Annotated in this window: 19 protein-coding genes and 1 tRNA gene; 13 read left to right on the top strand and 7 right to left on the bottom strand. The window is 73.7% G+C overall.

Features of this window, described 5'->3' with window-relative positions; translation table 11 throughout:
* The first annotated feature begins 359 nt into the window (after positions 1-359).
* Positions 360-860, top strand: a complete 501-nt coding sequence (locus ABD223_RS00670; RefSeq protein ID WP_344033797.1) for a MogA/MoaB family molybdenum cofactor biosynthesis protein — start codon at positions 360-362, stop codon at positions 858-860.
* Complete coding sequence (locus tag ABD223_RS00665; protein ID WP_344033796.1) at positions 857-1,048, top strand: hypothetical protein; 192 nt, start codon at positions 857-859, stop codon at positions 1,046-1,048. Before ABD223_RS00670 ends, ABD223_RS00665 begins: the two co-directional genes overlap by 4 nt.
* A gap of 4 nt (positions 1,049-1,052) precedes the next feature.
* On the opposite strand, the gene ABD223_RS00660 is transcribed toward ABD223_RS00665, so the two are convergent.
* The 5 genes from ABD223_RS00660 to ABD223_RS00640 all read right to left on the bottom strand — a co-directional run bounded on the left by ABD223_RS00660 (position 1,053) and on the right by ABD223_RS00640 (position 3,867).
* Positions 1,053-1,286, bottom strand: coding sequence for a hypothetical protein (locus ABD223_RS00660; protein WP_344033795.1), 234 nt, complete (start codon positions 1,284-1,286; stop codon positions 1,053-1,055).
* A 250-nt stretch (positions 1,287-1,536) separates the two neighbouring features.
* Positions 1,537-1,971, bottom strand: coding sequence for a large conductance mechanosensitive channel protein MscL (gene mscL / locus ABD223_RS00655; protein WP_344034703.1), 435 nt, complete (start codon positions 1,969-1,971; stop codon positions 1,537-1,539).
* 311 nt (positions 1,972-2,282) lie between these two features.
* The gene (locus ABD223_RS00650) at positions 2,283-2,801 is read right to left on the bottom strand and encodes an SAF domain-containing protein (protein ID WP_344033794.1); all 519 of its coding nucleotides are present in this window, start codon (positions 2,799-2,801) and stop codon (positions 2,283-2,285) included.
* A gap of 85 nt (positions 2,802-2,886) precedes the next feature.
* Positions 2,887-3,198, bottom strand: a complete 312-nt coding sequence (locus tag ABD223_RS00645; protein WP_344033793.1) for an FmdB family zinc ribbon protein — start codon at positions 3,196-3,198, stop codon at positions 2,887-2,889.
* Between the two features lie 102 nt (positions 3,199-3,300).
* Positions 3,301-3,867, bottom strand: a complete 567-nt coding sequence (locus ABD223_RS00640; RefSeq protein WP_344033792.1) for a 5-formyltetrahydrofolate cyclo-ligase — start codon at positions 3,865-3,867, stop codon at positions 3,301-3,303.
* 35 nt (positions 3,868-3,902) lie between these two features.
* On the opposite strand from ABD223_RS00640, the gene ABD223_RS00635 reads away from it, so the two are divergent.
* The 6 genes from ABD223_RS00635 to hisS all read left to right on the top strand — a co-directional run bounded on the left by ABD223_RS00635 (position 3,903) and on the right by hisS (position 9,329).
* Positions 3,903-4,784, top strand: a complete 882-nt coding sequence (locus ABD223_RS00635) for a UTP--glucose-1-phosphate uridylyltransferase (protein WP_344033791.1) — start codon at positions 3,903-3,905, stop codon at positions 4,782-4,784.
* Between the two features lie 14 nt (positions 4,785-4,798).
* Positions 4,799-6,022 carry a molybdotransferase-like divisome protein Glp gene (gene glp, locus ABD223_RS00630; RefSeq protein ID WP_344033790.1) on the top strand — a complete coding sequence of 408 codons (1,224 nt, stop codon included), beginning with the start codon at positions 4,799-4,801 and terminating at the stop codon, positions 6,020-6,022.
* Positions 6,023-6,679, top strand: coding sequence for a GNAT family N-acetyltransferase (locus ABD223_RS00625; protein ID WP_344033789.1), 657 nt, complete (start codon positions 6,023-6,025; stop codon positions 6,677-6,679).
* A gap of 158 nt (positions 6,680-6,837) precedes the next feature.
* A complete protein-coding gene (gene sepX, locus ABD223_RS00620; protein WP_344033788.1) occupies positions 6,838-7,521 on the top strand; it encodes a divisome protein SepX/GlpR in 684 nt (227 codons plus the stop codon).
* Between the two features lie 73 nt (positions 7,522-7,594).
* Positions 7,595-7,667, top strand: a tRNA-Ala gene (locus tag ABD223_RS00615).
* A gap of 378 nt (positions 7,668-8,045) precedes the next feature.
* Positions 8,046-9,329, top strand: a complete 1,284-nt coding sequence (gene hisS, locus ABD223_RS00610; RefSeq protein WP_344033787.1) for a histidine--tRNA ligase — start codon at positions 8,046-8,048, stop codon at positions 9,327-9,329.
* A gap of 95 nt (positions 9,330-9,424) precedes the next feature.
* On the opposite strand, the gene ABD223_RS00605 is transcribed toward hisS, so the two are convergent.
* Positions 9,425-10,291 (bottom strand): imine reductase family protein, encoded by an 867-nt coding sequence (locus tag ABD223_RS00605; RefSeq protein WP_344033786.1) that lies wholly within the window; start codon positions 10,289-10,291, stop codon positions 9,425-9,427.
* A gap of 133 nt (positions 10,292-10,424) precedes the next feature.
* On the opposite strand from ABD223_RS00605, the gene ABD223_RS00600 reads away from it, so the two are divergent.
* The 4 genes from ABD223_RS00600 (at position 10,425) to ABD223_RS00585 (ending at position 17,400) form a co-directional block, all read left to right on the top strand.
* Positions 10,425-10,718, top strand: coding sequence for a winged helix-turn-helix transcriptional regulator (locus ABD223_RS00600; RefSeq protein WP_344034702.1), 294 nt, complete (start codon positions 10,425-10,427; stop codon positions 10,716-10,718).
* 52 nt (positions 10,719-10,770) lie between these two features.
* Entirely contained in the window at positions 10,771-13,746 is a 2,976-nt protein-coding gene (locus ABD223_RS00595) for a UvrD-helicase domain-containing protein (protein ID WP_344033785.1), read from the top strand.
* 122 nt (positions 13,747-13,868) lie between these two features.
* On the top strand, positions 13,869-15,182 hold the full coding sequence (locus ABD223_RS00590) for an alpha-lytic protease prodomain-containing protein (protein ID WP_344033784.1): 1,314 nt from the start codon (positions 13,869-13,871) through the stop codon (positions 15,180-15,182).
* A 172-nt stretch (positions 15,183-15,354) separates the two neighbouring features.
* A complete protein-coding gene (locus ABD223_RS00585) occupies positions 15,355-17,400 on the top strand; it encodes a serine/threonine-protein kinase (RefSeq protein ID WP_344033783.1) in 2,046 nt (681 codons plus the stop codon).
* A 183-nt stretch (positions 17,401-17,583) separates the two neighbouring features.
* On the opposite strand, the gene ABD223_RS00580 is transcribed toward ABD223_RS00585, so the two are convergent.
* Positions 17,584-17,979, bottom strand: a complete 396-nt coding sequence (locus ABD223_RS00580; protein ID WP_344033782.1) for a DUF2000 domain-containing protein — start codon at positions 17,977-17,979, stop codon at positions 17,584-17,586.
* 104 nt (positions 17,980-18,083) lie between these two features.
* On the opposite strand from ABD223_RS00580, the gene ABD223_RS00575 reads away from it, so the two are divergent.
* Entirely contained in the window at positions 18,084-18,542 is a 459-nt protein-coding gene (locus tag ABD223_RS00575; RefSeq protein WP_344033780.1) for an Lrp/AsnC family transcriptional regulator, read from the top strand.
* Positions 18,543-18,589 lie beyond the last annotated feature (47 nt).

The following is an 18,589-nucleotide window of genomic DNA, read 5'->3' as shown; positions in this document are numbered from 1 at the left end:
GCCCACGTGCTCCCCGCGCCCGCGCCCCGCCGCTGGGCGGGCATGCCGCCGGCGGCAAGACCCCGCGCCTCTGCCCGCGCCTCTCGCGCCCCGCGCCTCTGCTCTCGCGCCTGCTCGCGTCCCTGCCCGCGCCCCCCGCCCCCGTTCCGGCGCGCCCACGTCCGCGCCGGAAGGATCGCCGTCTCATCCGCGGTGCGCGGTGTGCGGTGCTTGGAGGGCGGTGCGCGGCGCTTGGTCCGCGGTGCGGTGTGCGGTGCGCGGTGCGCAATGCGCGTTATGCGGCGCTCAGCGCGTGGTCGCCGGTGTCGAGGACGACGTCACGGAACCGTCCGATCCGGGCACCGGATACGGTGATCCGCATGGAACGCAGCGCGCAGCGCCTCGGACGCGCCCTGGTCGTGATCGTGGACGACCGGGTGGCGCACGGTGAGCACGATGACAGCACGGGGCCGCTGGTCACGGAGCTGCTGGAAGAAGCAGGGTTCATCGTCGACGGCACCGTTGCGGTGGAGGGCGAGGTCGCGGGCATCCGCGCCGCGCTGAACACCGCGGTCATCGGTGGCGTCGACCTCGTGGTCACCGTCGGCGGCACGGGCGTGTCGCCGCGTGACATGACACCGGACGCCACGCAGGGCGTGCTCGACCGGCCGATCAACGGCATCGCCGAGGCGTTGCGCGCCTCGGGCCTGGCGGCGGGTGCGGTGGACGCCGGCATCTCCCGCGGCCTGGTCGGTGTGTCGGGCAGCACCCTCGTGGTGAACCTGGCGGGTTCGCGGGCGGCGGTGCGCGACGGCATGGCGACGTTGTCGGCGCTCGTGCCGTACGTGATCGACCAGCTGTCCGGCCTGGACGAGGCGTGACCGGACCGGACGACACCGCCGCCCCCTCCGCGCCGGCAGCCGCTGCCGACGCGGAGGGGGCGGCACGTCGCCGGCGCCTGGCGGAGGTCTTCGGCGACGTGCTGCCGGAGTCGTCGTCGGACGAGCCGCGCCCCGCGGCGCGGGGGGACGAGTGGTACGAGGAGAACCGCCCGCCCCACCACGGTTGACCCGTTACTCGACCATCAGTCGCCACCGGGCCGGCTTGCCGTTGACGTGGACGTCCGCGGTGCAGCCCTGGCGGATGAACCACCCCGAACGGGCGTAGTTCAGCTGAGCCACGCGACACCGGTCCAGGTCGGAGAAGTAGAGGACGCGGGGCGCCGCGGTGGCGGCCGGCGCGGTGACGACGGTCAGACCGGCCGCGACAGCCAGCGCGGCGGCCGCGGAACGGGCGGCGGTGAGCACGGGACCTCCGATGGGTTCGGTGTACGACCGCCCGATGCTAAGCGCGCCCGACCACCGCCGGTATCGGTCGGACAACCCCTTTTCGCGCCCACTGCCGGACCTGGGGTTCGCGGCGCGAACCGGCCTGCGGCGCCGGGGCTTGGGGCACGGAGGCCGGCGGCTGGGCCTGCGGCGCCGGGGCTCACGGCGCGGGACCCGCGGCACCGGGATTCACGCCGTCCGGGTCCGCGAGCCCGGTGTGCCGCGCCGGTCAGCTTTCGTTGAACGGTCCTTTCCTCGGCACGGCCGGCCCGGACCCGCCCTGCTGCGCGACCATCAGGTCCCGGATCTCCTTGAGCAGCTCGACATCGGTCGGCTCGTGCGGACCGGCTTCTTCGCCGCGCTTGCGCCGTTCCCGGATCGTGTTCATCGGCAGCACGAAGATGAAGTAGACGACCGCCGCGATGATCAGGAAGTTGATCAACGCGGTGATGACCGCGCCGAAGTCCATCACGGTCTTCTCGTTGTCGCCGAGCTGCACCGCCAGCCCGTTCACGTTCGCGCCGCCAAAAGACGCCACGATCGGGTTGATCAACTTTTCGGTGAACGACTTCACGATGTCGTTGAACGCGGTACCGATGACCACGGCCACGGCCAGGTCGATCACGTTCCCGCGCATGAGGAAGTCCTTGAAGCCCTTGATCACGAGCCGGCTCCTTGTTCGCATGAGTCCGATGGGGCGAGCGGAGGGTAACGACTCCACGACTTCCCCAATGAGGTGACAGGTACGCCCTCCGGAACACCCCGACCCAGCCCCACACGACCAACCCGCCCAAGCCGCACCCCGCCCCGGCTCGGCCCGCTCCCGCCCGGCCAGGGCAACCCGGCTGGGGCAAGGCAGAGCACAGGGCAGCCCGGCCCGGCGCGATCCGGCCCGGCAGTCCGGAGCAGGGGCGGCCCGGGTTGGCGCGGGTCGGTGCGAGTCCGGCGCAGGGGCGACGCGAGATCAGCGCCGGGTCAGCGCAGGACCAGGGCGACCGGCCCGGCCAGCGATTCCGCCGCCACCCGTCGGGCTGCCGGGCGCGTTGCCGAGACCACGACCACCTCCTCCCCCTTCCCGCCGTGCACCGCGACCACCGAGGCGTTCGCCGCCAGCACGTGTGCCCCGGTCGCAACCACGTCCACCCGGCTGCCCGGTCGCAACAACCCGGCCACCCCGCCGTCGGCCAACCGCACCGCCACCGACGACGCGTCGGGGTCGGCCGGGGTCAGGCGTGCGTCGGTCAGGGGTTCTCCCGCCCGTGCGGCGGCCGTCAGGCCGCGACCCACGGCCTCGTCCCGCGACACCGCCCCGGACGGCGCCAGCGGCGGTGGCATGGCGACTTCCCGGACGTCGGCGGCGGTGAGGGCGACGTCCGGCGGCAGGTCGCGCGCCGCCACGAGCACGTCGACCACCGGGCCGTCCGGCAGCACGGTCAGGAGTGCCGCCGCCAGCGCCAGCAGCAGGGCCAGGAGCCTTCTCAGGTGGAGGATCACGGTTCCGACGCTAGGGGTGGCGCCGGGGGCCGGAAAGCGCGAACCCCCGAGCTGTGGACAACTCGGGGGCGGCGGTCGGACGGCCTCAGGGAGCGGCGGCGGCCGGCGCGGACGAAGACGCCGAGGACGACGAAGTCGAGGAGGTCGACGAAGAGGTCGAGGTGGACGAAGAGGACGACTCGCTCTTCGACTCGCTCTTCGCGGACGACGAGGACGACGAGGCCCGGCTGTCCGTCCGGTAGAAGCCGCTGCCCTTGAACACCACGCCCACCGCGCCGTACAGCTTGCGCAGCTTGCCGGAGCACTGGGGGCACTCGGTCAGCGCGGAGTCGGAGAAGGACTGCACCGCTTCGAACCGGTGGTCGCACTCGGTGCAGGCGTACTGGTAGGTCGGCACGGTAGGCCCTCCAACGAGTCCTGGTTGGCACTCGGACGTCGAGAGTGCCAACAACAATGATGCGTCACCCGGCATAGGCCGCGCAAACACCACAGGTCAACGTCACAGCGGCAGCCGGACCAACCCCAGCGACGGCGTCAGGACCGCGTCCACCGGCACGTCGTGCGGCTCGGCGGGCAGCGAGGGCACGAACTCCTCGTCCCGCACAACCCCCACCACCGGACCTGTGGACAACCTCAGCGCCCGGTCGTAGTACCCGCCGCCCTTGCCCAGCCTCACCCCCGCGTGGTCGACCGCCAGCGCGGGCGCCAGGACCAGCGCCGCCGTCCCCACCGCCGCCGGGCCCAGCAGCGGCCCCACCGGCTCGCGCAGGCCGAACGCCCCGGTCCGCAGCCCGCCCTCGTACGCCGCCCAGTCCAGCGCCTGCCCGACGACCACCGGCAGCAGCACCCGGCACCCGCGCGACCTCAGCGCCTCCACCATCGCCAAGGAGCCCGGCTCGAACCGCGAAGCGAGGTACGCGCACACGGTCTCACCGGCGGAAACGCCAAAAGCACCAACGGCGAGCAGCACTTCGGCCGACATGTCCGGCACGGGCCCGCTGCGCCGAAGGGCTCGCAGCCGTGTGCGCAGCGTGAGCTTCTGGTCACGTTCACCGGACGTCGTCACGGATCACCTCGCGCACGCCGTTACCCTCGCACTTCATGAGCGCCTTCCAGACAGCAATCGTGCCCGCGGCGGGGTTGGGCACGCGCTTCCTCCCGACCACCAAGGCGGTGCCCAAGGAGTTGCTGCCGGTCGTCGACACCCCCGGCATCGAGCTGGTCGCCGCCGAGGCCGCCGAGGCGGGCGCGACCAAGCTCGTGATCGTGACCTCGCCCGGCAAGGACGCGGTGGCGGAGTACTTCCGCCCGCAGCCCGAACTGGAGCAGACGCTGGAGGCCCGCGGCAAGTCCGACCTGCTCGACAAGGTCCGCCGCGCGCCCAACCTCCTCGAGGTCGAGACCGCGATCCAGGACAAGGCGCTGGGCCTGGGCCACGCGGTCGGCTGCGCCGAGGGCAACCTGACCGGCGAGGACGAGGCCGTGGCCGTCCTGCTGCCCGACGACCTGGTGCTGCCCACCGGCGTGCTGTCCAGGATGGCGGCGGTCCGCGAGCGGTTCGGCGGCAGCGTGCTGTGCGCGTTCGACATCCCCCGCGAGCAGATCTCCGCCTACGGCGTCTTCGACGTGCGCGAGACCGACGACGACGACGTCAAGCAGGTCGTCGGCATGGTGGAGAAGCCCAAGGCCGAGGACGCGCCCTCGACGTTCGCCGCGGCCGGCCGCTACCTCCTCGACCGGGCGATCTTCGACGCGCTCAAGCGCATCACGCCGGGCGCGGGCGGCGAGCTCCAGCTCACCGACGCCATCGCGCTGCTGATCAACGAGGGTCACCCCGTGCACGTCGTCGTCCACCGCGGTGGGCGACACGACCTCGGCAATCCCGGGGGTTTCCTCAAGGCTGCGGTTGACTTCGCCCTGGAGCACCCGGACTACGGCACCGAGCTGGGGGAGTGGTTGCGGGAACGCCTCGACAACTCCTGAACGAGGGTCAACACATGAGGTCAGTGGACGAGCAGCTCGCCAGGGTGGTGGCCGCCGCGGTGCGGCCCGCCCCGGTGAGGGTCGCGATCTCCGAGGCGCAGGGCCTGCTCTGCGCCGAGGAAGTGGTCGCCGAGCGCGCGTTGCCGGGGTTCGACCAGGCGGCGGTGGACGGCTACGCGGTGCGCAGCGTGGACGTGCAGGTCGCCAACGAGGACCCGGTCGTGCTCCCGGTGGTGGGCGAGATCCCCGCCGGGTCGCGCCAACCCCGGCGGCTGCAACCGGGCCAGGCGGTCCGGGTCGCGACCGGCGCGCCGCTGCCGACCCTGGCCGACGCCGTGGTGCCCCTCGGCTACACCGACGGGCACCAGGCGAAGGTGACCGTGCAGCGCCCGGTGCCGTCCGCCGCCTACGTGCGGCGCACCGGCGAGGACGTGCAGACCGGTGACGTCGCGGTGCGCCGCGGCGCGTCCATCGGGGCCGCGCAGGTCGGCCTGCTCGCCGCGGTCGGGCGCAACAAGGTGCTGGTGCACCCCAGGCCCCGGGTGTCGGTGATCTCCGTCGGCGAGGAGCTGGTGGACGTCGACCGCACGCCGGGCCAGGGCCAGGTCTACGACGTGAACTCCTACGCCCTGGCCGCCGCCGCGCGGGACGCGGGCGCCGAGGTCAGCCGGGTCGGGATCCTGTCGCCGGACCCGCGCCGGCTGCGGGAGGTCGTCGAGGGCAGGCTGCTGCTGTCGGAGATCGTGGTCATCGCGGGTGGCGTCGGGGGCGTCGTCGGCGACGAGGTGCGCGCCGCGCTGGCCGACCTGGGCGACCTGGACTGCACGCGCGTGGCCATGCACCCCGGTTCGGTGCAGGGCTTCGGGCGGCTCGGCCCGGACGCCGTGCCCACGTTCCTGCTGCCCGGGAACCCGATGAGCGCGCTGGTCGTGTTCGAGGTGCTGGTGCGGCCGCTCATCCGGGCCGCGCTGGGCAAGCGCAACCCGTACCGGCGGACGGTCGGCGCCCGGCTGCTGTCCCCGCTGACGTCGACCAAGGGCCGCCGCGGCTTCCTGCGCGGCCAACTGCTGCGCGACGCCGACGACGGCGAGTACCTGGTGCAGCCGCTGGGTACGTCGGGTGCGCACCTGCTGGCCTCGTTGGCCGAGGCGAACTGCCTGGTCGTGGTGGACGAGGACGTGACGGACGTGGCCGTCGGCGACGAGGTCGCGGTCAGCTTCCTGGCGCAAAGGGGATAGATGGGTCTGGCGTGGGAGGGCGGGCGACACCCCGGCTGGCCCGCGCGGCTCGGACCGCTGCGGGTCGACGCCGGTCTGGTGGCGCTGCGCCCGCCGAAGCTGCTCGACGCCTCGGTGTGGTCGCGGATCCGCCTGCGCGACCAGGCCCACCTGGAGGACTGGGAGCCCACCGCGGTCGACGGCTGGCACGAGCGCAACTCCGCGCTGTCCTGGCCCGCCCAGTGGTCGGCGCTGCGGTCCTCGGCCCGGCGCGGCCAGGCGATGCCGTTCACGATCACCGTGGACGGCGACCTGGCCGGGCAGATCACCGTGGGCAACATCGTGCGCGGCTCGCTGCGCTCGGCGTGGGTCGGCTACTGGGTGGCGGCCGACCGGGCGCGCGGCGGCGTGGCGACGGCGGCGCTGGCGCTGGTGGTCGACCACTGCTTCGGCGAGGGCGGCCTGCACCGGCTGGAGGCGACCGTGCGACCGGAGAACGCGGCGTCGCTGCGGGTGCTGTCCAAGGCCGGGTTCCGCGAGGAGGGGCTGTTCCGGCGCTACCTCGACGTGGCGGGCGACTGGCGCGACCACCTGTGCTTCGCGATGACCGCCGAGGAGTCCGCGCCGGAGGGGCTGGTGCGCCGTTTGGCCGCGCGGGGGTACGTCCGAACCGCGTGATCTTGGGGCCGAGAGGCTTATTCGGCTCACCCGAAAGTGGGTGATACACCACACTTTAGTACGTATGCCGGGCGGCGAGCCTCCGGGACAGGTGTGACTGTTGTGGCTAGCGTGGCGTGCGCACCGAGCGCGCCGCGAGGTAGGGGGAGGTGACGGGGATGCCGAGTTCGCTGATCGTCGTGGGACTGGTCGTGGCCTGGTTGGTCGTCCTCGTCCCGATGGTCGCGCGCAAGCGCGCCGACGCGTCGCGCGGCAGCATGGAGGAGGAGTACGACGCCATGCCCGACGACGACTTCGAGGACTACGACGAGTACGACGAGCCGGACCTGGAGTACGCGCCCCGGCCGTTCCGCCCCGGGCGCGGCGGGTACGACCCGGAGGGCGCGGCGATCGCGGCCCAGGCCAAGTTCGCGTTCCGCCGTCGCGTCGTCGGTTCCCTCCTGCTGCTCGCCCTGGTCACCGGCCTGGTCGCGGGCCTGGTGCTGCCCGTGCTGTGGTGGGCGCACGCCGCCGTGGACGTGGCGCTCGTCTCCTACCTCGGGTACCTGCGCCGCCAGGTGAAGATCGAGGAGGACGTCCGGGCCCGGCGCCAGGCGCGCCTGGCCCAGGTCCACCGCCGGCGCGCCACGAGGCAGGCCGACGAGCCCCGGCGCGGGGCCGAGGCGGGCGGCGAGGACGCCGACGAGGCGCGGGGGGAAGCCGCCGGGCTGCCGCCGCAGCCGCGCTTCCACCACGAGGTCCGCCCCGGCACGGTCGTGGTGGACGCCGACGACGAGGACCCGGTGTTCGTCGAGCTGGACGGGCCGGAGGCGTTGCCGTACCGGCGGGCGGCGGGCGAGTAGAGGGGGGTGGCGGGACCACCCCTTCGAGCCTGATATGCTTCCCCCGCACGACAACGGAACGACAACTGAACACGGGGCTGTAGCGCAGTTGGTAGCGCGACTCGTTCGCATCGAGTAGGTCAGGGGTTCGATTCCCCTCAGCTCCACAAATGACACAGCACACGAAGAGCGGGCCCGGCGAGTCGGGTGCCGCTCTTCTGCGTTGTGCCCGGGTGGTGGGGCTTCGAGCCGTGGTCGCTTTCGGACTTCCGGCCGGGCTGGTCGCGCGGTGGAGCAGGAGGCCGCGCGGACCGATGTGGACGCCCGCCACATCGCCGTCGTGAAGAGCGCGAGGAACAGGAGCCGAACGCGATGCCCGACCACGAGACCACGCGGTCGGATCGCGCCACGACCAGCCATGCGCGCGGCCCCGCCCCGGGGCGGGGCCGGGCGATCTGCCGAAAGGGTGATGATCGCCTCCAGGGCGCCGGGGCGGAGGCGGTACCTTTCAGCGGTTCGAACCGCTAGCCGCAGGGGGCCGAAAGGTGAAGATCGACAACAGTCCGCCGCGAGGCACTCGCGACCTGCTCCCGGACGGCGTCGCCCTGCGCGACCACGTGCTGGGCAGGATCAGCGAGGTCTACCGCCGCTACGGCTACCAGCGCATCGAGACGCCCGCCCTGGAGGACATCCGGCGGCTGCGGGGCGGTGAGGGCGGCGAGAACGAGAAGTTGATCTTCCAGGTCCTCAAGCGGGGCCTCGGCGAGGACGTCGACGCCGGCTCGCGGCTCGCGGACCTGGTTGACCTGGGCCTGCGGTTCGACCTGACCGTGCCCCTGGTCCGGTTCTACGCCAACAACCACGCGACGCTGCCCACGCCCTTCCGCGCGTTCCAGTTCGCTCCCGTGTGGCGGGCCGAGCGCCCCCAGAAGGGCCGCTACCGGCAGTTCTACCAGTGCGACATCGACCTGGTCGGCGACGGTTCGGTGCTCGCCGAGGTGGAGCTGATCGAGGCGACGACGGAGGCGCTGGACGCGGTCGGGATCACCGGCACCACCGTCCGGCTGTCCGACCGGCGCTTCCTGTCGGCGCTGGCCGCGCACGCGGGGCTCGCCGAGGCCGAGTGGTCCGGTTTCTTCATCGGCCTGGACAAGCTCGACAAGATCGGGTGGGACGGCGTCCGCGCCGAGCTGGTCGACAAGCGCGGCCTGCCCGCGACGGCCGTGGACGAGGTCCGGTCGGTCATCGAGGGGCTGACCGGGCTGGAGGCGGGCGCGGTCGCGGACCGGCTCGCCGACGCCGTGCCGAACCTGGCCGACGAGGTGGTGGCCGACCTCGCCACGACGGTCGGGTGCCTGGCCGACCTCGGCGCGACCCGCGCGGTCCGCTGGGAGTTCGACCCCACCCTGGTGCGGGGCATGGGCTACTACACGGGGCAGATCTTCGAGATCTCGCACCCGGATTCGTCCTCGTCCGTCGCGGGCGGTGGGCGTTACGACAAGCTCGTGGGCCGTTCGCTGGGCAAGGACGTGCCCGCCTGCGGTTTCTCGCTGGGCTTCGAGCGCATCGTCGACCTGATCCCGGAGGCGCCCGCCCGCTCGGCCCTGGCCGTGCTGTTCGAGGCCGACGTGCCCCTCTCCGCCGCGCTGGGGCGCGCCCGCCGGGAACGCGCGCAGGGGCGCGAGACCACGGTGCTGCGGCGCAGCGGCAAGCTCCCGGCGCAGCTCAACCGCCTGGAGGCGCAGGGGTTCACCGGGCTCGTCCACCTGCGCGACGCGTCGACCGACGGGACCGCCGAGCCGGAGCGCCCGCTGGGCGCGGGGGACTGACGTCGCGCCGGGCGGGGTGGTCCGACCACCCCGGCCGGCGACGGCGCCGCCGCCGGAGGGGCCCGACCGCCCACAGGGGAGCGGGCCCGCCACCGTCAGCCGGCGCGGAGCCGGTCGACCAGGCCCGCGCCGTCCTCGTCGCCGTGGCCGGCGGCGACGTGGCGCTCCTCCAGGGCGAAGTACGGCGCCAGCAGCTCGGTGCTCACGCCCTGGTCCTCGGCCGTGGCGACGAGGGTCGCGTTGGCCGCGGACTGCATGGCGAGGTTGGAGACCACGCCCGTGGTGTGGTCGCCGCTCTCCAGCCGCTCCGCGAGGCCGTGGACGAACGGGGTCATGGCGGTGAGCCAGTCCGCGAGCAGCGGCGCGAACGACGTCGGCCGGACCTCCTCCTCGCGGATCAGGGCGAAGGCGTGGACGACGCCCGCGAACAGGCCGGTCATGCCGCTGAGCAGCGCCACGTCGTGCAGGGCGGCGAACCCCGCGTCCTCGCCGACGTAACGGGCGCCCGCCGGGACGGCCAGGGTCGCGCCGTGCTCCTCGAACAGGTCGGGCGAGCCGCTGTAGAACACGTAGCCGCCGGAGCCCGGCACGCCGATCATCGGCGGCACGGCCATGATCCCGCCGTCGAGGAAGCGGGCGCCGCGCTCCCGCGCCCACTCCGCGCGGGCGCGGGCCCGGGCCGGGGTGCCGGTGGTCAGGTTGACGAGGTCCTTGCCGGCGAGGTCGACGTCGGCCAGGGTCTCGGCGATCGAGTCCTCGTCCAGCAGGCACAGCACGACGAGGCGGTTGGCCGCCACCGCCTCGGCCGCCGTGGCCGCGACCGCCGCGCGGCCGGCGAAGGGGTCGGCGCGGGCCGGGGTGCGGTTCCACACCGTCAGCGGGTGGTCGGCGGCGAGCCAGGCCTCGGCGAGGGCGGCGCCCATCGCGCCGAGGCCGAGCAGGGTCAACGGGGTCTTGGTCATGGCACCAGGCTCGACCCGCGACCCGAGTTGATCAAGTACGCACTCGCGGGTGCGTGGTTACCCTGGGGGAAGCGAGCAGGTGGGAGGGGTGGACGTGCGGGCGATCGCGCACCGGTGCGGGCTCGACGCGGCGATGGCCGTGATCGAGGGCAAGTGGAAGGTCTCGATCCTCTGGGCGCTGGGCGCCCACCCGCGTTGCCGCTTCGGCAGGCTGCGCCGGGAGCTGCCGGGGGTGACCGAGAAGGTGCTCGCCTCGCACCTGCGCGAGATGGAGCGGGACGGCCTGGTGCGCCGCGAGGCGCACGACGAGGTGCCGCCCCGGGTCGAGTACTCGCTGACCGAACTCGGGCACGCGCTCAACCGGGCCCTGGAGCCGCTGGGGGAGTGGGGCTCCGAGAACCTGCTCGCCGACGGGTCCACCGCCTGAGCGACGGCGGCCCGGCCGGTCGGTGCCGGTGGGCGGGACTACCATCGGTTCGGTGCGTTTCGTGGCCGATCTCCACATCCACTCCAAGTACTCGCGGGCGTGCAGCCGCGACTGCGACCTCGAACACCTGACGTGGTGGGCGCGGCGCAAGGGCATCTCGCTCGTCGGCACCGGCGACTTCACCCACCCCGCCTGGTACGACCACCTGACCGAGAACCTGGTCGAGGCGGGACCCGGGCTGTTCCGGCTGCGCGAGGACCTCGACCGGGAGATCGACCGCACCCTGCCGCCGTCGCTGGCCGCCGCGCCGGTGCGGTTCATGCTGTCGGTGGAGATCTCGACCATCTACAAGCGCGACGGCCACACGCGCAAGGTCCACCACCTGGTCTACATGCCCGACCTGGAATCCGCGGCCCGGTTCAACGCGCGCATGGCCAGGATCGGCAACATCGGCTCGGACGGGCGGCCGATCCTCGGGCTCGACTCGCGCGACCTGCTGGAGACCACCCTGGAGTGCGGCGGCTACCTGGTGCCCGCGCACGTCTGGACGCCGTGGTTCGCGGTGCTCGGCTCGAAGTCCGGGTTCGACGCGGTCGCGGACTGCTACGCCGACCTGGCCGGTCACGTCTTCGCCGTGGAGACCGGGCTGTCGTCCGACCCGGACATGAACCGGCGGGTGTCCAGCCTGGACGGGTACCGGCTGGTCAGCAACTCCGACGCGCACTCGCCGCCCGCGCTGGGCCGCGAGGCCACGGTGTTCGACACCGACCTGGACTACTACGCGGTGCGGCGCGCGCTGGAGACGGGCGAGGGTTTCGGCGGCACGCTGGAGTTCTTCCCCGAGGAGGGCAAGTACCACGTCGACGGGCACCGCAAGTGCGGCGTGCGCATGGAGCCCGAGGAGACGTTGGCGCACAACGGCATCTGCCCGGTGTGCGCCAAGCCGCTGACGGTCGGCGTGCTCAGCCGGGTCGAGGAGCTGGCCGACCGCGACGTCCCCGCGCCCGCGGGCGGGTTCACCAGCCTGGTGCCGTTGCCGGAGGTCGTGGGCGAGATCCTGGGCGTGGGGCCGAAGAGCAAGAAGGTGCTGGCGCAGGTCGACAAGCTCACCGCGGCGCTGGGCCCGGAGCTCGTCATCCTCCGGGACGTGCCGGTGGACGACATCGCGGCGCACTCGCCGCTGCTGGCCGAGGCGGTGGCGCGGCTGCGGCGCGGCGAGGTGGTGCGGGACTCCGGCTACGACGGCGAGTACGGCGTGATCCGCGTGTTCGAACCCGGCGAGCTGACCCGGCGCGCCGCGTCGTTGGCGCTGTTCGACGCGGAGCCCGCCGCGCCCGCCGAACCCGCGAGGGCGCCGCGGAAGGCGCCGGCGCAGTCCGCGGCGGAGGCCCCGCCGCCGGTCGCCGCGCCCGCGCCGGTCGGCGGGTCGCTGCTGGACGGGCTCGACCCGGAGCAGCGCGCGGCCGCCGCGGTCGAGGGCGGGCCGCTGCTGATCATCGCCGGGCCCGGCACGGGCAAGACCCGGACGCTGACGCACCGGATCGCGGACCTGGTGACCTCGCGCGGCGTGCCCGCCTCGTCGTGCCTGGCCATCACGTTCACCCGCCGCGCGGCGGAGGAGATGGCCGAGCGGCTGGCCGCGCTCGCGCCGGAGCACGCGGCCGGGCTGACCATCGCGACGTTCCACTCGCTCGGGGTGCTGGTGCTGCGCGAGCACCACGCGGCGGTGGGGCTGTCGGCCTCCTTCGGCGTGGCCGACCCGGACCGGCAGCTGGAGGTCGCGCGGACCCTGGTCGCGGACGGCAAGGCCGCCAAGGCGCTCGTCGAGGCCCGCGACGAGCGGTACCTCGCGGCGCTGCGGGAGCAGGACCTGGTCGACTTCGACGACCTGATCTCGCTGCCGCTGGAGCTGCTGGAGGGCTCGCCCGAGCTGGTGGCGGCCTACCGCGACCGGTGGCGGTGGGTGTCGGTCGACGAGTACCAGGACGTGGACGAGCAGCAGTACCGGCTGCTGCGGCTGCTCGCGCCGCCGGACGGCGACCTGACCGCGATCGGAGACCCGGACCAGGCGATCTACCGGTTCCGCGGCGCGGACGTCGGGTTCTTCCTGCGCTTCCGGGAGGACTTCCCGACCGCGCGGGTCGTGCACCTGACCCGCAACTACCGGTCGTCCGCGGCCGTGGTGCGCGGCGCGCTGGAGGTCATCGCGCCGTCGTCGCTGGTGCCGGGGCGCGAGCTGACGCCGATGGTGGACCACGGCGACGCGGCGATCGGCGTGCACCACGCCGCGTCGGAGGCCGCCGAGGCGGCGTTCGTGGCGCGGACCGTCGAGCAGGTGCTGGGCGGCGCGTCGTTCCACGCCTTCGACAGCGGCCGGGTGTCCTCCGACGGCACGCGGGGCCTGGGCTTCTCTGACTTCGCCGTGCTCTACCGGACCGATCGCCAGTCCCGCGCCCTGGTGGAGGCGCTGACGAGGTCCGGCCTGCCGTTCCAGAAGCGCTCGCACGACCGGCTGGCCGGCCGGCCCGGCGTGGCCCGGATCGCGCACGAGGTCGGGCACGCGCCCGGCGGCACGGTGCTGGAGCGCGTGCGCGCCGTGGCCGGCGACGACCACACCGCCTACGAGCTGCTCAAACCCCTGGCCGCCGAGTGCGGCGCGGACGTCGAGCGGTTCCGCGCGGAGCTGGCGCTGGGCGTCGAGGTCGACACGTGGGACCCGCGGGCCGACCGCATCTCGCTGCTGACCCTGCACGCCTCCAAGGGCCTGGAGTTCCCGGTGGTGTTCGTCGTCGGCTGCGAGGACGGCCTGCTGCCGATGCGGTGGCCGGGCGACGACGACGCGGACGCCGTCGACGAGGAGCGCCGCCTGCTGTTCGTCGGCATGACCCGGGCGCAGCGGCACCTGTTCCTCAGCCACACCACCGCGCGCCCGCGCTCGCCGTTCCTGGCGCCGCTGGAGTCCTTCGAGCAGGTCGGCGAGGCCCGCCCGCGCCGGAGGCGGAAGGGCACGCAGCTGAGCCTGCTCTGACAAAAAATTGGACTGGACCATAACGCCGCGTTAGGACCCGACTGGCATATCCGCCGCACCGCCCCCGCCGGCTAGCGTCGACCTCGAATCCCGTGTCACCACCCCCTGCGAGGAGACAGCGGATGACTCGACGACCCGTAGCCGCGGCGGCCGCGGCGGTCCTGGGCGCGGCCGGCCTGGCCGCCGCCCTGACCACCACGGCCACCGCCGGACCACCACCGCGCTCGGGCCCGGACGGCGGCCTCGTCGCGGCCATGGCCCGAGACTTCAAGATCACACCGGACCAGGCGCGCGACCGCATCGCCCGGGAGGCCGGCGCGGCCACGACCGAGAGCGCCCTGAAGGCCCGCCTCGGCCCGGCGTTCGCGGGCGCCTGGCTCAACGCCGACGCCACCGAGCTGGTCGTCGGCGTGACCACCGCGTCCCAGATCCAGGCGGTGGAGGACGCGGGCGCGACGCCCCGGCTCGTCACCCGCACCCTGGCGCAGCTCGACGCGCTCAAGGTCAAGCTCGACCGGAACGCCCGCGACGCGCCCGCGGCCGTGCCCGGCTGGTACGTCGACACGCCCACCAACGCGGTCGTCGTGCTCGCCCGCGACGTCGCGGCCGGTCGGGCGTTCGCCGAGGCCAGCGGCCTGACCGGGGCGGAGGTCCGGGTCGAGCGCTCCGCCGAGCGCCCGCGCCCGCTGATCGACGTGATCGGCGGCAACGCCTACTACTTCGGCAGCTCCCGGTGCTCCATCGGGTTCCCCGTCGACGGCGGCTTCGTCACGGCCGGGCACTGCGGCCGCGCGGGCACCGCCACCACCCAGCCCACCGGTTCGGTCGTCGGGTCGAGCTTCCCCGGCAACGACTACGCGTGGGTCCGCACGGCCGCGGGCAACACCGGCCGGCCGCTGGTCAACCGCTACCCCGGCACGGTGCCGGTGCGGGGCGGCACCGAGGCGGCCGTCGGCTCCTCGGTGTGCCGCTCCGGCTCCACCACGGGCTGGCGCTGCGGCACGATCCAGCAGAAGAACGCCTCGGTCACCTACCCCGAGGGCACCATCACCGGTCTGACCCGCACGAACGCCTGCGCCGAACCCGGCGACTCCGGCGGCTCGTGGCTGACCGGTGACCAGGCGCAGGGCGTCACCTCCGGTGGCTCCGGGAACTGCACGTCCGGCGGGACGATCTACTTCCAGCCGGTCAACGAGATCCTCCAGGCGTACGGCCTGAAGCTGATCGTCGAGGGCGGGTCGCCGACGACCGATCCGACGTCACCGACCACGACGACCACGAACCCGGGCCAGACCACCTGGCAGCCAGGCGTCGCGTACGCGGCCGGCTCCCTCGTGTCGTACGACGGCGTCGGGTACAGGTGCTTGCAGGGGCACACGTCCCAAACAGGCTGGGATCCACCTTCGGTGCCTGCTCTGTGGGAGCGCGTGGGTTAGCGGCGACCGCGCGCGGGGGCCCGGCTTCGGCCGGGCCCCTTTTCCGCGCGTGCCGCAGCCCCTCGTCCGACCCGCCGTGACAACGGCGTGACCAGCGCGGAACAGGACCGCGTCGGTCGCGCGCCACCGGGGGCGTGGCCCGCACCCGTACCCTGAGGGGCGAGGAGAAGGGGTGGTGCGCGTCGTGGAGCTGGCCGAGTCGCTGCTGGCGTGGCTGCACGACTGGGCCGGCGTGTCGCTGTGCCCCGGCGACTGGGCGTGGACCACCACCGCGTTCGGCGCGCTCCTCGGGACCCTGCCGACCGTCGCCGCGCTGCTGTCGATCACCGTGCGCCGGGTCGTCGGCAACTCCTACGGCCCGATCACCGGCGCGATCTTCGCCGTGCTCGGCGTGATGAGCACGCTGGTGCTGCCGTGGGTGGCGTTCTCGGCCACCTTCAAGCTGCTGCGCACCGGCCGGCTGGAGGGCGTCCGGACCCTGGACGAGTCGCCGTGCGTGGCGTTCACCCAGTTCGACTACCTGGTCGGCGCGCCGTCGATCATCACGGCCTTCGGCGACGGCCGCGTGGTGTTCATGGTCGCGGGCGCGGTGACGGGCCTGCTGGCGCTGCTGTGCCTGCTGTTCGTCATGCTCCAGGCCGGCTCGGCCTTCCGGCTCGGCCCGAACTGGCCGCGCCGGGTGTTCTGGCCGCCGTTCCTGGTGCTGTTGGTGGCCACGTCGGCACTGCCGGTGACGCTCGTGGGCCACCTGCTGCTCGGGTACTTCCCGATAGCCCTGTTGGGCTCCCTGGTGGTCAAGGTTTTCGGGTTGACTACCGCCATGCTCAACCGCCCCGGTCGCGATCGCGGGACCCCGAACCCGCAACCCGCGGCGTCCAGGACGCCGCCGCAGAAGCAGCCGCCCCAGCCGAGCCAGCCGCCCAAGCAGACCCAGCCCCAGTCCCAGCAGGGCCGGCCCAAGCAGACCCAGCCCCAGCCCCAGCAGCCGCCGCCCTACCAGTCCGAGAAGCCGCCGCCGTACCAGTCGGAGAAGCCGCCGCCCTACCAGCCCGCGCAGATCCCGCCCTACCAGCCCGCGCCGTACCGGCCGGTGCCGCCGCCGAACCGGCAGTACCCGCCGACGCGGATCGCCGAGGTGAAGCCCTCGCAGCCGACGCCCCAGCCGATGTCGCAGCCGATGTCGCAGCCCGTGTCGCAGCCCGCGCCCCAGCCGACGTCCCCGCCGCCCACGCGCGTGGAGCAGCCCGCCCGGCTGGCCGACACGCCCGGTCCGCTGCCGTTCGGGCCCAACGCGGGGTCGGGCGGGCGCCCGGTGGGGTCCAACCCGGCCCCGGCGGCGGACTCCGGCAAGGTGTGGAACCCGGCGGGCGGCCGGTTCCGGCGCATCCGCCAGCTCGGCCGCGGCGGGTTCGGCACGGTCTGGCTGGCCGTGGACGAGCAGCTGGCCCGCACGGTCGCGGTGAAGCTCGCGCACGCGCCGGACAACGAGACCGAGCAGCGCATGGTGCGCGAGGCCCGCGCCCTGGCGGCCGTGCGGCACCCGAACTGCGTGCGGGTGTTCGACATCGTGCAGGACCCGGACGGCCTGGCGATCATCATGGAGTACATCGACGGGCAGCCGCTGTCCGAGGTGGTGCTCAAGCAGGGCCCGCTGGCCGACACGCTGGCCGCCCGGCTGTGGGTGAACATGGCCGACGCGCTGGTCGCCGCGCACGAGCAGGGCGTGCTGCACCGGGACGTGAAGCCGTCGAACGTCATCGTGGACACCCACGGCACCGCGCACCTGATCGACTTCGGCATCGCCAGGTCCAAGGGCGACAGCACGCTCACCGCCACCGGCATGATGGTCGGCACCCCCGACTTCCTGGCGCCGGAGACCGCCCGGGGCGAGACCGCCAGCCCCGCCTCGGACGCCTGGCAGCTCGCCGCCACGGTCAGCTACGCGCTCACCGGCCAGCCGCCGCGCGGGTCGCGGGAGAACCCGATCTCCTCGCTGATGGCCGCCGCGCAGGGCGAGCCGTGCGTGAAGCTGCCCCAGCACAGCGCCCACTCCCGGCTGCTGACCACCGCGCTGGACGGGGACCCGGCCAAGCGGCCGTCGCTGGCCGCGATCCGGGGTGAGCTGTCCTCGTGGCTGTCGCAGGCGGGCCTGAGCAAGGAGGGCCCGGTCACGAAGATGATCGACCGGCCGGAGCCGCCGACCCGGCCCGTGCGCTGATCGGGGCGGTGCGCTGCCGGGGTCGTGCGCCGGTCGTGCGCCGGTCCGGCCCGGGCGCGGGAGTCCGACGGCGGCGGACGCGTGCCCGCCGCCGTCATCGGATCGGGCAGTCATCGGATCGGGCAGTCATCGGATCGGGCAGTCATCGGATCAGGCAGTCATCGGATCAGGCAGTCACCGGGATCAGGCCATCAGCGGGAGCCTGCGGGTCAGCCTGCTGACCTCGGCGCGGGGCCCGTGGAGGGCGACGGCGACGAACTCGGGGTCGTTCGCGCCGGCCAGGGCCTCGGTGTACTCGGCGTAGGTCCGGGAGCGGCGGGCGACCTCCGTGAAGCCGACGGTCAGCACGTCCTCGGCGCCGTGGAGGGCCTTGAGCCGGTCGGCGGGCGCGGTCAGGACGGGCACCGGGTGGGTGTTGAGGCCGAGGTGGGTCGTGCCGTCGGCGTCCTCCAGGTCGTCCCCGAGCAGGTCGCCCGGCAGGCGGGCGCCGAGGGTCAGGCCGAGGACGGCGGCGGCGTTGGCGGCGAGGTGGGGCGGCAGGTCGTCGCGCAGGACGAGGACGAGCTTGGTGGGCAGCACGGAGGTGTCCGTTCGTTCGGTGGAGTGGTGTCGAAGCTATTCACCTGAACGGCCTTGTCCAGCGAGGCCGAACTTCGTTCGGTCCCGTTTGCGATGATCGCCGCGTGGACGAACTTGATTCGGCGATCATCAGGAACCTCCAGCTGGATGCGCGGCTGACCAACCGGGAGCTGGCGAGGCGGCTGGGCGTGGCGCCGTCGACGTGCCTGGAGCGGGTGCGGGCGCTGCGCGGGCGCGGCGTGGTCAAGGGCTACCACGCGGACGTGGACCTGGGCGCGCTGAACCGCCCGGTGCAGGCGTTCGTGGCCGCCCGGCTCCGCCCGATGAGCCGCCCGGTGATCGACAACTTCAAGGCGGCGATCGGCGGGCTGCCGGAGGTGCTGGCGATGTTCGTGGTGGCCGGGGACGACGACTTCCTCATCCACGTGGCGGTGCAGGACCTGGAGCACCTGCACGCGTTCCTCATCGACCGGCTGAGCGAGCGGCGCGAGGTGATCAGCTTCCGCAGCTCGGTGATCTACGAGGCCCTGCGCAACCCCGTGCTGACCGAGCTGCCGCGCTGAGGGCGCGTTGCGACGAAGGGGTGAACGCCCGCGCACGGGGTAACGAC

The sequence above is a fragment of the Saccharothrix xinjiangensis genome (assembly GCF_039527585.1).
In the GTDB taxonomy this organism is placed as follows: domain Bacteria; phylum Actinomycetota; class Actinomycetes; order Mycobacteriales; family Pseudonocardiaceae; genus Actinosynnema; species Actinosynnema xinjiangensis.
This window is presented reverse-complemented; position numbering and strand designations above follow the sequence as displayed.

Coding starts and splice junctions, on each gene's coding strand:
- ABD223_RS00670 (WP_344033797.1), top strand. CDS start 360: ATGGAACGCAGCGCGCAGCGCCTCGGACGCGCCCTGGTCGTGATCGTG.
- ABD223_RS00635 (WP_344033791.1), top strand. CDS start 3,903: ATGAGCGCCTTCCAGACAGCAATCGTGCCCGCGGCGGGGTTGGGCACG.
- glp (WP_344033790.1), top strand. CDS start 4,799: ATGAGGTCAGTGGACGAGCAGCTCGCCAGGGTGGTGGCCGCCGCGGTG.
- ABD223_RS00625 (WP_344033789.1), top strand. CDS start 6,023: ATGGGTCTGGCGTGGGAGGGCGGGCGACACCCCGGCTGGCCCGCGCGG.
- sepX (WP_344033788.1), top strand. CDS start 6,838: ATGCCGAGTTCGCTGATCGTCGTGGGACTGGTCGTGGCCTGGTTGGTC.
- ABD223_RS00605 (WP_344033786.1), bottom strand. CDS start 10,291: ATGACCAAGACCCCGTTGACCCTGCTCGGCCTCGGCGCGATGGGCGCC.
- ABD223_RS00600 (WP_344034702.1), top strand. CDS start 10,425: ATGGCCGTGATCGAGGGCAAGTGGAAGGTCTCGATCCTCTGGGCGCTG.
- ABD223_RS00590 (WP_344033784.1), top strand. CDS start 13,869: ATGACTCGACGACCCGTAGCCGCGGCGGCCGCGGCGGTCCTGGGCGCG.